Origin of the sequence: Domibacillus tundrae, assembly GCF_000970675.1 — a bacterium.
Classification (GTDB): Bacteria; Bacillota; Bacilli; order Bacillales; family Domibacillaceae; genus Domibacillus; species Domibacillus tundrae.
In genome coordinates, this window is record NZ_LAJA01000041.1 from 1 (window position 1) to 14,293 (window position 14,293).

General features: G+C 45.1%; 10 protein-coding genes. 3 read left to right on the forward strand and 7 right to left on the reverse strand.

The features are described from left to right. Positions 1–13: 13 nt before the first annotated feature. From VQ00_RS17360 to VQ00_RS17380, 4 genes are all read right to left on the reverse strand, one after another. Entirely contained in the window at positions 14–1,969 is a 1,956-nt protein-coding gene (locus VQ00_RS17360) for an S-layer homology domain-containing protein (RefSeq protein ID WP_046181389.1), read from the reverse strand. 107 nt (positions 1,970–2,076) lie between these two features. Then, positions 2,077–3,093, reverse strand: a complete 1,017-nt coding sequence (locus tag VQ00_RS17365) for a C40 family peptidase (RefSeq protein ID WP_052728650.1) — start codon at positions 3,091–3,093, stop codon at positions 2,077–2,079. A 946-nt stretch (positions 3,094–4,039) separates the two neighbouring features. Beyond that, a complete protein-coding gene (locus VQ00_RS17375) occupies positions 4,040–5,854 on the reverse strand; it encodes a S8 family peptidase (RefSeq protein WP_172645603.1) in 1,815 nt (604 codons plus the stop codon). Positions 5,855–6,068: 214 nt separating this feature from the next. Next, the gene (locus tag VQ00_RS17380; protein ID WP_046181391.1) at positions 6,069–7,484 is read right to left on the reverse strand and encodes an N-acetylmuramoyl-L-alanine amidase; all 1,416 of its coding nucleotides are present in this window, start codon (positions 7,482–7,484) and stop codon (positions 6,069–6,071) included. 248 nt (positions 7,485–7,732) lie between these two features. Between VQ00_RS17380 and VQ00_RS17385 the strand changes: the two genes are divergently transcribed. Next, the gene (locus VQ00_RS17385; protein WP_046181392.1) at positions 7,733–9,034 is read left to right on the forward strand and encodes a hypothetical protein; all 1,302 of its coding nucleotides are present in this window, start codon (positions 7,733–7,735) and stop codon (positions 9,032–9,034) included. After that, positions 9,027–11,774: a DEAD/DEAH box helicase gene (locus VQ00_RS17390; protein WP_046181393.1), complete on the forward strand. Its 2,748-nt coding sequence runs from the start codon at positions 9,027–9,029 to the stop codon at positions 11,772–11,774. Before VQ00_RS17385 ends, VQ00_RS17390 begins: the two co-directional genes overlap by 8 nt. A gap of 217 nt (positions 11,775–11,991) precedes the next feature. On the opposite strand, the gene VQ00_RS17395 is transcribed toward VQ00_RS17390, so the two are convergent. After that, positions 11,992–12,369, reverse strand: a complete 378-nt coding sequence (locus VQ00_RS17395) for a single-stranded DNA-binding protein (protein ID WP_046181398.1) — start codon at positions 12,367–12,369, stop codon at positions 11,992–11,994. A gap of 224 nt (positions 12,370–12,593) precedes the next feature. Here VQ00_RS17395 and VQ00_RS17400 point away from each other — a divergent pair, with 224 nt between their 5' ends. Next, on the forward strand, positions 12,594–13,034 hold the full coding sequence (locus VQ00_RS17400; protein WP_046181394.1) for a YwpF family protein: 441 nt from the start codon (positions 12,594–12,596) through the stop codon (positions 13,032–13,034). 187 nt (positions 13,035–13,221) lie between these two features. On the opposite strand, the gene VQ00_RS17405 is transcribed toward VQ00_RS17400, so the two are convergent. Continuing rightward, the gene (locus VQ00_RS17405; protein ID WP_046181399.1) at positions 13,222–13,626 is read right to left on the reverse strand and encodes a hypothetical protein; all 405 of its coding nucleotides are present in this window, start codon (positions 13,624–13,626) and stop codon (positions 13,222–13,224) included. 155 nt (positions 13,627–13,781) lie between these two features. After that, entirely contained in the window at positions 13,782–14,114 is a 333-nt protein-coding gene (locus VQ00_RS17410) for a hypothetical protein (protein WP_046181395.1), read from the reverse strand. Positions 14,115–14,293: the final 179 nt, after the last annotated feature.

Genomic DNA, 14,293 nt, shown 5'->3' on the forward strand with positions numbered 1-14,293 from the left:
CCTTGCGCTTTTCTTATTTTGCGATTGGCAGTTTATTAATGTATTGACTATAAATATAGCCATCCGACCGTGTCGGAACGTCCGATACGACTTGTGCCCAGTCTCCATCTTTCAGGATTGTGACAGGCATTCTGCTTAACTTGTATGTGTATAAAAGGTCGCCATTTGAACTGATGCGCGCATTTAAGTCCGGCGTATTGGTAAAACCAAGTGTATATTGTTTATTAAAGTCTTTTCCACCGAGTGCTTGATCCACCGTATACATATGCCCGGCCAGTTTCGCACCCCAGTTTGGATCAGAAGCATATTTTACATTAATACCATTTGATTTATTGCCCGGCACCGCTCCATACGCACGGAAGTCATTTGGCGTAAAGTAGCCGCCGCGCGAATCATTCGGCAGACCTGTAAAATAAGCGTCTACAAGATGAACAACTCCTTCTTCAACGGTCGTAAATGCTGTGCCGCCGCTTGGATTGCTGTCATATACTGCAATACCAAATAAGTTGTTTAGCTTTTGTGCTTTGTAGCTCATGCCATAATCGCTTTCATGAATTGCCATGCCTATGATCAGCAGTGCATTTACGTTATACTGGCTTTCTACTTTTTTAGCAATAGTACCCAAACCTAGCAATTTACTTTTTGTTGTCGCATCTTTATACTTCGAAGGATACGCGGCCTCACGTTCAGCCAGTACTTTTTTAATATAGTTATCTAGCTCTGCTGCTGTGTAGCTCGTTTTCACACGTCCTGATAAAAATTGGAAATACTGGTATTCACGGCCGACCTGCTGCCCACTGTCATTATAAAATGAATAGCCATCCCAGCTGTAATACTTGGAGCCTGCACGCATAAATGACGGGGCAGGTCCTGCTGTGTATGATAACGTTTGATTGGTATCAACATTATAAATATAGTGGACGAGCAGACCGTTTGAAACAGAGTAATAGCCTCGTCCTTCTGCTCCTTCATATGGAACAAGTTGTGCATCTGCTTGTTTCATATAATAATAGTCTCCGCCAAGATATACCTTCACGTAGGAATCTGTCGACGAAATGTACTGTAATTCGGTTGAAATGCCGCTGCTTCCAATTGGAGAAGCCGTTACATATGTTTTCGCCGTTTTTAGCGCCTCGTCGGTATACAAGTTAACAATTGCTGCATTGCTTGAAGGCTTTGCAAAAACGATCCCTGCATAATCCTTCATATAAATAATTTTCCCGTCTTTTGTAACAAGCTCTGAGCCGCTTTTCGTCATGGCCTGTTTTGCAAGATCAAAAGATTCATATTGCATCGCTGAACGAGTTACATTGCCTTTGTTATCAATGGTGGCTGTTTGATACGACGCAGCAGGCGGTTCCGGCAGATCCCCTTCCAGCAAGCGGTAAATAAACGCAGCTGCTTGGTCGCGCTGAGCCTTATCATCTGGACCAAACCGGCCGTCTTCATAACCAGAAATAATGCCCATGCTGACATTTTTACCGATCGCAATACGGTGGGTAGAGCTGATTCCTTCAAGATCCAGAAAGTTCGGTGCAGTGTATGCTACTTCTTTCCCTAAATAATTCAACGCGTTGTTAATCATCAAAGCCATATCTTTTCGGGTAATCGTTTGTTTCGGTGAGAAGTTTCCATTTAAACCGCCGTTCACGATGCCTGCTGCCGCGGCAGCATTAACATATGGAGCGAGTTTGCTAGATGACGAGACATCCTTAAACACGGCCGGTCCCGCCGGCAGCTCAAGCGCCCGCGCCAAGAATGTCGCGAACTCTTCACGTGTTACATTGTTCCCCGGCTTATATGTACCATCTTCATATCCGCTCATCACACCAGCGGCAATGATCGCGCGAAGCTCTTTTTCGAGTGTGATGCCTGTTACATCGTCCATGGCATGTACGGTGTTGTTTAGCGATGGCAGAAGTGGGAATAATAAAACAAGCGCCATCACGATTGAAACTGCTTTTTTCATCCTAGATTGAAACTCCCTTCAATTGTTGGTGGCCTGCATTTGGAACTATTTCTAGTATATAGAAAAAACAGCCCCGGGGTAAGGGTCCGGGACTGATTCTTTTCTTCTTATTGAGCATTCATAGCGTTGTAGATTGCCACTGTAAATGCTTCGCGTGTTGCGTTGTGTGTTCCATAGAACTTTCCGCCTTTGAAAAGGCCTGTTTTATCAATCGATGCCATTGTCACAATACCTTCATACGCCCAGTGATCTGCACGAATATCAGAGTATCCAACACTTGCAGCAGCGGTTTGTGACATTTTCAATTCAAATGCACGCTGCATGATGGATGCCATTTCGTTACGCGTCATTTCTTCTTCTGGACGGAACGTTTTATCGTCAAATCCGTTGATGATGCCTGCTTCACGAATCGCTGCAATATCATAAGCAAAACGATAAGACTTTGGTACATCTTTAAAGTGACTCATGACTTCCGGTTTCAACCCGAGTACACGATTTAAAATCGCTGCTGCCTGTCCGCGTGTCACTTTTGCTTCCGGACGGAATGTATAATCATCAAAACCATTAATAACTTCTTTATCTGTTAGTGTTTTAATTGCTGCGTATGTTGTTTCTGTTTTTGCTACGTCTGTGAACCAATCAGGTATAACCGGCTCTTTTACAACGCGTTTCGAGCCTGCGTATTTCGGTCCCCAGTAAGAGTTGTTAAGGGAGACAAGCGCAATACCCTCACTCGAAGTTGCGTTCAACACCATATTTCCACCAGCATATACACCTACATGCGAAATGCCTGCTTTATATGTATTGGCGAAGAAAACAAGATCCCCTGGCTGCAAGCTGCTTTTTGAAACGGCTGTGCCGACTTTATACTGCTGTTCTGCTGTTCTTGGCAGTGAAACGTTCGCTGCATTTTTATAAATATATTGTGTGAATCCGGAACAATCAAATCCGCGTGGTGTTGTTCCACCAAAGACGTAAGGGACACCCATAAACTTTTTGCCATAAGTCACGATCGATTCTCCGACAGACGCCGCTTCCGTTTTTAACGATGTTAGCGGGGACAGAGTCAAAAGCATGACTGCAGCAATTAAAGCTGTTATTGCTTTTTTACAACTGTTCACCATAAACCTCCCAGTTTCTCTTTGTCTCTAAAGACCAAAGGCTAACTTGCACCGCGTCCTGCGGAAACGCCTTCGTGACCTGCATCCTGCAAGCCTCTCTTTTTCTCACTTATGTAAGTGTATCAAATTTAAACCCAAAATTAGGTTACGTTTCTATTACATTCTAATATCCATCCACAACATTGATAGAGTAGGGATTATATTTGATTTTAATCCAAAAATTGTTATTTATCGCTTATGGGAAACGTTTTTTTCTTTCAATTTCTACATTCATGTAATATTGACATCTTTATGAAATAAAACTGAAAATTCTAGTTAATGAAAAAGACGTCAGCTAGAATGACCTCGCTGACGCCTCAGAGTGTAGACAAATAAAACTTTTTGTCCGCACATCTGTTTTTTCTTATACACCCTTGTTCTTTGGTTATGGCGGTTTATGGCGTTCTGATTGGAGCCGACATGCGGCGGGCTCGCGACTTCGCGTTCCGCGGGCAGGCGCTGAGCTCGTTTCCGTCGCTACGCTCCTCCACCGATCTCACCTGGCCAGCTAGTCCCGCAGGAGTCTTCATCGCGAGCCCGCCGCCGCTGTTTCTATAAGAGCAGCGCGTGAAAGAGCCGGTTCATGGGGACACGCTCCACTGGCGGCAGCGCCGAAGCGGGACCGTTACGATGCCCACTCGTTTTTCGCGAATAAAAGCCAGCCAAAAAACGGCACGAAAGTTCGCTGCTCTTCCAAAAAACGGGGTGAAGCAAAAAGGGCGCAGACTCCTGCGGGAACAGCGGTGAACGTGAGACCCCGCAGGAGCGGGAGCGACGAGGAGGCTCACGCACTGCCCGCGGAAAGCGAAGTCCTTTTTGCTTCACCTATCGGCCCTTTCAAAAAAAGACTGACGACTTTGTCGACAGTCTGAGGCGTCAGCGAAAATGATCCGCTGACGCCTTTTTCTATTTATCTTAATTCTTTGTTCAATACTCGTGCCAGGAATGTGGCAAATTGTGCTCTGTTCATATGCGTATGCGGACGGAATGTTCCATCTTCATATCCGCCGGCAATACCCGCTGCTGTAACTCCGTTTATATATTCATAGCCAGCAATGTTTGCTGTAATATCTTTCAGTTCGCTTTTTGCGGCTGTTTCAATCTGATAGGCTTTTGAAATTAAAATCGCCATCTCTGCGCGTGTCACAAGTTGGGCCGGCCGGAACGTTCCATCTCCGAATCCATTCGTAATGCCGGCATCTGCTAAACTTTGAATATAGCCGGAAGAGCTTACGTTTACGGTTACATCTTTAAAGGTTGTTGCACGCTGTGTGCCATTCAACCCGAGTGATTGCCCAATTAAAATCGCTGCTTCTCCGCGTGTAATATTCGTTTCCGGACGAATCGTTCCATCCTCAAATCCAGTCATAACCGCCTCATGATACAGGTACGTTATGTAACGGTCGTACCATTTCGTTGAACGCAAGTCACTTATTTTTGGTGCAGTAGTTGTCGCTTTTAATGTTGTGAACAACACTTCATCTTCTACGCCATTTACAACCGGGTGAAAGTAATAGGCGACCGTTCCGGCTGATGCATAGTCTGTCCATTCGTCAGCTGTTTCACTTTTGCCAATTAATGTGTCACCGCGATATACGTTATACGCACCGAACTTGGCTGTAAGATCGCTTGTGTCCACCGTCAGTTTTCCTTTATTATCGGTTGTATAAGGAAGTTCGATTCCATGATTAATTGGATTTTTATCTACTTGAACGAGCCCGTATCCGAAGTAACTGTCCCGTCCTGCTGCACCTAAATCTTTTGCGTTTTTTTGCAAAAGAGCACGAATTTGAACGTTCGTCATTTCCGGGTATTTTTCCTTATACAATGCCGCGATTCCCGAAACGTAAGGCGCAGCCATTGACGTGCCGCTCGACGTCGTATAATCGGAATCCGGATATGTGCTGTATACTTTTACACCCGGTGCTGTTAATTCTACTTCTTTCCCAAGAGAAGAAAGCGGATCAATTTTGTCATTTTGGTCAATAGATGAAACCGCAATGACGCTGTCAAATTTCGCCGGATACTCAACGGAAGAGTCACTTCCTGAAACTGGAGGACCTGTGTTTCCTGCGGCGCCTACAATTAAAATGCCGGAATCATATGCTTTTTTCATAATCGTTTCAAGCGCTGTTTCGTAAATAGGCGTTGTAATGCTGACATTTAAGATATCGACTTTTTGCCGCATTGCCCATTCCACACCTGCAATCATCGTACTGGTTGTTCCATAGCCTAATTCATTCAGCACTTTAATGGCATACAGGCTTGAGGATGGCGCCACTCCAACGGTACCGAATGTATTATTGTTTGCTGCAATAATACCAGCAACATGTGTGCCGTGTCCCGAATCGTCGTTGTATGAATTCGGGCAGCCGGCAGGATCAACAATGGTCATTAAGCAAATTCCACCTACGACACGTTTTTGTAAGTCTGGATGCCGTGAATCGATACCCGAATCTAAAACACCAATTTTCACACCTGCACCGCTTAATGAAGCCGGCAACAAATTTTTCATCCCGACTTTTTCATAGCCGTAAGGAATCGTCTGTGCAGATGACTGGACTGGCGTATCATACGCAATGGATTCAACATCCGGTGCCATTTGAAGCGCTTTTTTCTGCGTATCTGTTATTGTGATGGACGCAGCCGGAATTTCTTGAAATATGTAGTCGATCGATTCCGAATATTGTTCCAGCAGTTCGCTGTCGACTCTCTTTTCAAACATAATTACCGCCTGTCTGCCGTCCGCTGTATTTGCTTCTGACGACGACGGAGTATAGAAGAAAAGAAAAATAGCTATGAAAAATAATGTGAAAAGTTTGGCAGCATTCATATGTCGGTCACCTCTTTCTTCTGACTAAAAAAATAAGAGAGGCCCTGTTTGGGGTCCCCTCTTTATTGTACACGGCATGTATTGAATATTCTATTTATATATTGACCTATTTTGCAACGTTATAAAGCGAGTTTACATCATAGCCTTTTGCTTTATAATAGTCCAAAATACCGTAATAGATTGCTTTTGACATTGAATTCAGCCAGTAATCTGATTTCAATTTATCATTATCGCCTTTATTGGTAATAAAGCCGAGTTCAAGCAATGCAGATGGTACTGTGTTGTTTTTCAGCACATAATAGCCAGCTTGTTTAACACCACGATCCTTCAAGTCCCATGCTGCAATCATACGATCTTGAATCTTCGCTGCAAGCAGCTTGCTGTCTGCCGCATTTTGGCTGTTTGCTGCAGCCGAATAAAATGTTTCAGTCCCCGATGCACTTGCGGAAGCTGCATTGGCATGAATGCTGACAAAAACATTTCCATTATTGCGCTTTGCAAAAGCGGCACGATCCGCCAATGTAATAAATGTGTCTGTCGAACGTGTCATTTTCACATTAAAAGGCGTTTGCTTTAACAAGTTGTTTACTTTCAATCCTGTTTTAAGCACAACGCTCTTTTCTTGCAAGCCAAAGCCGCTCGCACCTGGATCGCTGCCCCCATGACCAGGGTCAAGAATAATTGTCTGGTTTGTCAGACGCGGATCTGCTGTGGAAACCGGCGGCTTTGTTGCACTGACTGTTTCTGTGCTGCGCAAGTAGGATGAATTAACAAAACCAATTGTTGTGCCAGAGCGGATATACGTCCAGCTGCCAACTGAATGAGCGGCTGCTACGCGTGCATCTTTGGCAATTTTGCCTTTTGATGCATACGCTGTGGATGGGCCCGAACGAACATTAAGGTCGCCTGTATTACTCCACATCGTCGTTTTAAATTCATCTGTTTGAATCGTACGGAATGTCGGTGCAATTGCCCGGGCAAGGAAAACTGCAAAGTCCGCCCGTTTGATCATTTGATCCGAACCGAATGAACCGTCTGCTACACCGTTTGCAATGCCGCGTGATGTTAACGCTTTTGCTGCGCCGGATAATGTGCCGCCGAATGAATAGCCAAAGGCTTTTGACAGCATGACAGCCATTTCCCCGCGGGATACTTCTTTATATGGTAAAAACCGTCCGCCATCATATCCGGAAAGAACGCCTTTTTCTACAGCAGACTGTATGTAGCCTGAAGCGAAATTGCCTGAACCTACATCGACAAATTTTGTTGTCCGTTTCGTTCCGTCAAGCTGAAGCGCACGACCGATAAAAGCGGCTGCTTCTGCTCGTGTCACAGTTTTATCCGAACCAAAAATCGTCGCTGAAGACCCGTTGGCAATCCCTCCTTCCGCCAGATAGTTCACTTCTTTCGATGCCCGGTACGGAACATCCACGAAGCCTGCTGCGCTGGCATTCTGTCCAAAACTAAATAGAGGAACCGTCAAAATAAACGCCAATACGACAAAGAAAAAACCTCTTTTCACTTTTCTGCCTCCTTTCTTAAAATTTACCACCTAAGTCTAGCATATAAAATGTAATCTAAAAACCTCTCTTTTTTAATATTTAACAAAAAAACTGCTATTTTATTAGATTCCCCCTAAAAATGTAATTTTTCTGTAACAGTTGTCACTATGAAGAAACAATAGAACGAATGTTCTTTTTTGTTGCATAAAAGGGGCTGTTTCATGCTATAATGGAGAAATCTTATAGAATCGAAAGGGTGCCATCTATTTTGACGAAGGCGAAAACGCTGTTTACTGATTCATCTTCTTTAGGGCGGGCGGATTTGTTTTCCATTCCGGGCGTTATGCGGGCGTCTGACTTGAAGCCGGCTCTCTCTCCCGGGAAGTCCGCCAACGACTGGAAAGAATTCGTGCTGTCTGCTTTTCGAAGCCGCCTTTCAGCCGAAAAAATTCAAGACGAGCCGTACCGGACGGAATATGTGGCGAAGGAGTTGTACCAGGCGATTCTCAAAAAGGCACCCTCTGATCGGGAATGGTCCCTTCTCTTCCGCTTGTTTACGGCTTTTTATTCATTTTCTGCTCTGGCAGAACAGCTGGATGAAGCGGCTTTAGCCCCGGAAACAGCAGAGCGTGCGGCTTATGATGTACTATTTTACTTTTCGGATGAAGCGTATGATGCCGCGAAAATGACAGGCAGCGCGACGCCGTTTGCGTTTGAATCATATATTGAACAGTTACGGACGGATGCAGGACGATTGCTCGGGTTTCCATTTGAGCGATTCCCGGCGGCTCGCCTTGATGTATACCGTCTATTATGGGATTCACTTTTTACAAGAACGGAATGGCGCTTGGCGGAACTGGAACGAATTACACTCGCAGCCGGCAGCAGCACTGTGCAGCATGCGGCTTTTTTACACCAGCTTTATTTACTGGGTGAAATGGATCAGTTTGCAGCAAAAGCCTCTGCCGCACCGGTGGACTTATTTCCATACTTTCTTCACTGGCTGCAGGATTCAAAACGATCTGGGCGCTTTGTGCATGTGCTTCGTTCTGCTGCGTCAATTGCCCGCGATGGTATTTTAACAATTGAAAATGAATATAGCCGGCGCATGTTCGTTCGGCAGCTGATTCGGCTCGTCGACGAAGATGACGTGTCTGAACGCGCTCCTTTGCTTGTGAAGGAGCTGTATACATCGCTTTTGCCGTTCAGTTATGTGTCTCTCAGCTATTTTCTGATCGGCCGAGGCGACTACGCGGAATGGGTCGATTTGCAGATGCTTGTCGATGCAGATTTAACCGACCTTGACCGTGCCGGCTTAAAAAGTGCTATAAAGGATGCGCCCGAGCTCGCGCTGGCACTTCTTCACCATGGCATTGCGTCACTCATTGCGGAAAGAAACCGGACATCTTATAAAAAAGCGGTCCGGTTTATCAAGCGAATGCGAACCATTTATAAAAAAATAAAACGAACGGACGAATTTGACCGCTGGCTCGACTGGAAACTAGGCGAGACAAAGCGGCTTCGTGCGTTTCAGGAAGAATGCAGAAAAGGCGGACTGCTGGATGATTAATCTCGGAATGATTCATCTTGTCACACAATTTGAACATGGATTTTTCTATTTACGGGCAATGGATGCAGATGGTGCGCCATTGTCTTTTGATTCGTGGACGCGCCTTTTATTCGGCGGCCACGCGGAAAGCTTTTATGGAACGAAATTAACAATCAGCGAACTGGACAGCAAGCCCGCTGTCCGGCTGACACCATTTGAATGGGCATCGCTCTTTAAAGCGGAACACTTTAACCGTTTTGCCCGCTTTGAGTGGGATGAAGCCGGCCACTTTAGTCTTGCTTGCGCACCGGTGCTGTATGAAGCCGTCTTTGAGGCGATGCCTGCCTTTATAGAAGAGGGCATTCAATGGACAGTACCAGAAGGTGTACATGATGAATTCGCAGATGCATTTTGGCAGGAATCGATTTTTGGCGAAAGCCGCCTGTTGTTTGTGGAACGGATTTTTCCATTGATTGCAGCAGAAGCGCACCCGAATATGACCGCAGTCATGGACTCGATCGGCGCCAGATTAACAGCGGATGAATTAAATCGGTATTTTGACCCAGAACGGCTTCAAGCTTATCTTTCTGCTGGCGAACCCGATGCCTATGAAGCAGGTCTGCGTTTGTCAGAACCTCAGGCGGAAGATGAAAGCTGGACACTTGAACCGATTTTGCTGCGCAGCAAGCCGGCTGAAAAAGTGTATGAATTAAAGAAAAAACTGCCAAAATCGGCAGAGCCGTTCGTGACTGGTGCGCAGGAAGAAATCAACCGCTGGCTCCGTCTGTTCCCTGAGCTTGATGATCATGGGGAATTAAAGCGTTTCTTGTCTGAAGAAGAAGCGATTGCCTTTTTAACGGATCGCGGAGAAAAATTAACAGCACTTGGCATTCCCGTGCTGCTTCCTCCCTGGTGGGAATCAGTCCGTTCAGCGGCTGTATCGATCGCAGCAGATGTCCGGGATGGGAACAAACAGTCGTTTGTCGGCATGAATGCTATTTTGGACTTTGATTTTAAAGTAGCGCTTGGCGGAGCGGAAATGACAGAAGAAGAATTTTTATCGCTTGCTGGAGCTGGTTCTCGTCTTGTAAAAGCAAACGGCCGCTGGGTGCACCTTGATCCGGAAGTGATCGGAAAAATTAAAGCGCTCATGGAAAAAGCAAAGCAGGAAGGCATAACTGTTGTAGATGTGCTCAATCAGGAATTTGCGGATCCGGACGATGCCGCTCGCGTGCACATCCGGCTGAACCGCTCTCTTCAAGCAATGATCGACCGGCTGAAAAGCGGCGCGGATATTCCGCTTCTTGCTCCGCCGGATAAACTTCACGGCGAACTGCGCCCGTATCAGCTCGCTGGCATGAGCTGGCTGCTGTTTTTACGGGAATGCGGCTTCGGAGCATGTCTTGCCGATGATATGGGGCTCGGGAAAACAGTGCAGCTTATTTCGTACTTGCTGCATGTCAAAAAAAATGAACGTCCGGAAACACCGGCGCTCATTATCTGTCCAACGTCTGTGCTTGGCAACTGGCAGCGTGAACTCGCCTTCTTTGCGCCAGACTTGTCCGTTATGCTTTATTATGGAAAAGACCGTCCGCGGGATGAAGCTTTTTCAGAAGAAATTTCGCATGCGGATGTCGTGCTGACGACCTATGGACTCGTTCACTCTGATTTTGAAACGCTCCAAAAAGTGGAATGGAGTACAGCCGCTTTGGATGAAGCGCAAAACATAAAAAATGCAGGCACGAAGCAATCACGTGCTGTCCGAAAACTAAACAGCCGCCATGCGGTCGCACTCACCGGCACACCGATGGAAAACCGCCTGTCCGAGCTATGGACGATATTTGACTTCACGAACCGCGGCTGGCTCGGCTCGCTTACTCAATTTCAAAAAACGTATATGGCGCCGATTGAAAAAGATCATGATGCCGAACGTGTTACCGCTTTGCAGGCAAAGATCCGGCCATTTTTATTACGCCGGACGAAAACCGATCCGGAAGCGGCACTTGGACTGCCAGATAAAGTTGAACAAAAAGAATATTGCCCTCTTTCTAAAGAACAGGCCGTTTTATATGAGCAAACCGTCCGCGAAACGATGGAGCAGATTGGACAATTATCCGCTTTTGAACGGCGCGGCCTCATTCTCCGGCTTTTAAATGAGTTAAAGCAGCTATGCAGCCATCCGGCTCTCTATTTAAAAGAAAAAAAACCGGTTGATGTGCGGAGTCGTGCATCAAAAATGGATAAACTGATGGAACTAGCCGGTAATATTTTTGAACAAAATGAAGCATGTCTTATCTTTACCCAATATATTGGCATGGGCGAAATGATTCAGCGCGAACTGGCGGAAGAATTCGGCATCCGTGTTCCCTTTTTAAATGGCTCTACGCCAAAGCTGGAACGCGACAAACTCGTGATGCAGTTTCAAAACGGCGAGTTTCCCTTCTTTTTGCTTTCACTGAAAGCGGGCGGTACCGGCTTGAATTTAACTGCGGCCAATCACGTTATTCATTATGACCGCTGGTGGAACCCTGCAGTCGAAAACCAGGCGACAGACCGGGCCTATCGAATTGGTCAAAGTCGGTTTGTTCATGTACATAAATTTATTACGACAGGCACGATTGAAGAAAAAATTGACGCGATGATTGAATCGAAGCAAGCGGCGAGCAGTGAAATCATTCAAAGTGGCGCATTTATTGCTAATATGAATGATCAGGACCTGTTAAATTTGTTCAAATTGGACAAAAGCCCCGCCTCACGCTAGAGGAGCATTTGGCGGAGCAGCGGCTGGCGCCATTACGAAGATAGAAGAGGATCATCCAGCAGCCGGCTTTCATGCCGGCTGCTTTTTTACTTTCGGCTTTCTTTTTCCAATTTTTCAATTCGTTCTTCAAGTTGATAAATCATTGATTTCGCTTTACCAAGCTGAAAAATCACATCTTCAATGACACGTTCGACTTGATCCGTCATACAGCTCACTCCTAAATTAACGGTACCGTCTGAATGACTCCAGGCAGTTCTTTTGTTTCCATTTCCTGTTGTTTTTTGCTCAGAAAACGAATCGTCTGAACAAGCACTTCGGTTACATAAACGGTTTTGCCATTCGAATCTTTGTAATTTCTCGTTTGAATCATGCCCAGCACTGCAACAAGTGATCCCTTTTCGCTGTACTTCGCTGCTGTTTCCGCCAGACGGCCCCAGACTGTACAGTAAATAAAGTCTGTGTCCGTTTCACCTTTTGCATTCCGGTACGGTCTGCTGACCGCAATCGTCGTTTGCAAAAGCGGCGTTCCATCGGCCGTATGCCTTACTTCCGGATGTTTCGTCAGCCTGCCAACAAGCGTCACTTGATTAATCAGCTTGCTCTCCTCCTTCCATTTGAATGACTTTAGCATAAATGAAAAAGGTATTTTCGGACAATTCTCACTTTATTTTATTTTTACCCATTTTTTTCGAAAGAATGGGAATCGACGAACAGACCATCTACTGTTGCATCCAGTTTCTTTTGGACAAAAAATGATTTTTCGCTTAATTATTGATATACTTTTTTATAAATCGCTTTCATGAGAGGAGCGTGTGTTTCTTGAAAACCTTTAAAGTGGCAGCATTTTTTATCGAGAAAAATGGAGAGCTGATTCCAATCACACTCCAAGATGGACTGATCATTAATCGTGAAGATGAACAGCGCTCCTGGCTGATTGAATTATTTTTAAATGAAGAAGACGTGCAGGCGGTCCGCGCATTTGAACAAGATAAGCAGTTAACGGTACGCATCGCGATTTCCCACCGTGGAAATGACCCGGCGATGTTCAATGCAGCGATTCGTTCTTTTCAGCCGCTTGAACTGGGCACGAGCGTCCTGTTTGACGCACAACTGCGCCAAATACGAAACGAGTATGCGAGGCAAGTGCTTCATTCTCTTATCGAGCAGGGACTAGAAGGTGAAAAGCTGATTGAAGTGTTTTCCGAAGCAATTCGAAAGCGCCCAAACACGCCAGACAAAGAAAAAAACGTTTTCCGTTAAAGGAAAACGTTTGATTAATGGACAATCCTCGACCGCAGACCGTCCTGCCCCGTTTGAATGGTTTGCTGAAGCAATTGAATAATATAGTGTATATCTTGTTTTGTGTAGGACTGTATCGGCATTTCCGCGTCATACACTTGAACGTACATGAGTGAAGCCAGCGCTAAGTCCTGCTCATCTGCAGGACTTAGCCCTTCGGCTTTTTTTTTTCGTACTCATTCAAAAAATCGATATAAAAACGCGCTTCCGCCTTACATGAAAAGTCATAGTCCGTTCCGAGCTTTTCCTGCAGCGCATTAATTGTCTCAATTTGCACTTCTGTCGGTTCTTCCGAAAAGATTTTCGCAACCACTTTATTGATTTTCACCGCCAGCTCTTCATGAAACCGCGGATCGTTTTTTACATCACTTGGCACGTCACTGTACCATGAGGCATTTTGCTGAATGTAGCGTTGCCATTCTTTCATGAAGTCGGACGGGCTGTACGTATCCTCATCCCACATAATGTTCGCCATATATTGTTCAAACGCCATCGTAATTGAACGGGTAATACTAATTTTAATACCGTGTGATAAACCATTTAATATTGACATTGCCAATAGGTACCTCCTAGAAATAGCCTCATTGACTTCTCTAAAATAATAACTCTTATACTCTATCATACTTTTGAACCGGTGACAAAATTTTTATATACAAAAAAAGCAGCGGCCGGTTATGAATTAAAACTTCCGGCGCGTTGCTTTTTTTGTTAGCTGTCCTTATTATCAGCGTCTTGCATATCCTTTTGATCTTCCACAACATCTTCTTCCGGCGTATTTTCATCGGTAGCCGGATCCATGTCACCATCTGTATTCGTATCGTTGGTTTCGTCGTTGACTCCATTTTCTGCATCATTGTCGACGTCATCCTGTGCATCGTTAACACCCTCGTCAACGTCATCCTGTACGTCATTGACATCTTCTTGCACGTTCGGATCGTCAGCTGGATTATCATCATTATTGTCATCTCCGCCGCCGCAGCCGGCAAGAAGCATCGCTGCAAGTGCTGATCCACCAATTAATTTTAAAAGTTTTGCATTCATTCGTAAAAATCTCCTTTCACCAATTCTAATTTTGTGTGCTTACTTGCTGTATTATTTCCTGTATTTAGTCAAAATATCCGTTTTTTTATAAAATAGAGCGGGAAGTTCTTATTTTTAAGGGGATTGTAATGTAGCATTATTTATAGATTGCTTTCATGAAAAAAAGCGGTGCTTAAAAT

What these genes read in the sequence shown, in the direction of transcription:
- VQ00_RS17360 (WP_046181389.1), bottom strand. Translation starts at nt 1,969, where the DNA reads ATGAAAAAAGCAGTTTCAATCGTGATGGCGCTTGTTTTATTATTCCCA.
- VQ00_RS17365 (WP_052728650.1), bottom strand. Translation starts at nt 3,093, where the DNA reads ATGGTGAACAGTTGTAAAAAAGCAATAACAGCTTTAATTGCTGCAGTC.
- VQ00_RS17375 (WP_172645603.1), bottom strand. Translation starts at nt 5,854, where the DNA reads ATGTTTGAAAAGAGAGTCGACAGCGAACTGCTGGAACAATATTCGGAA.
- VQ00_RS17390 (WP_046181393.1), top strand. Translation starts at nt 9,027, where the DNA reads ATGATTAATCTCGGAATGATTCATCTTGTCACACAATTTGAACATGGA.
- VQ00_RS17405 (WP_046181399.1), bottom strand. Translation starts at nt 13,626, where the DNA reads ATGTCAATATTAAATGGTTTATCACACGGTATTAAAATTAGTATTACC.
- VQ00_RS17410 (WP_046181395.1), bottom strand. Translation starts at nt 14,114, where the DNA reads ATGAATGCAAAACTTTTAAAATTAATTGGTGGATCAGCACTTGCAGCG.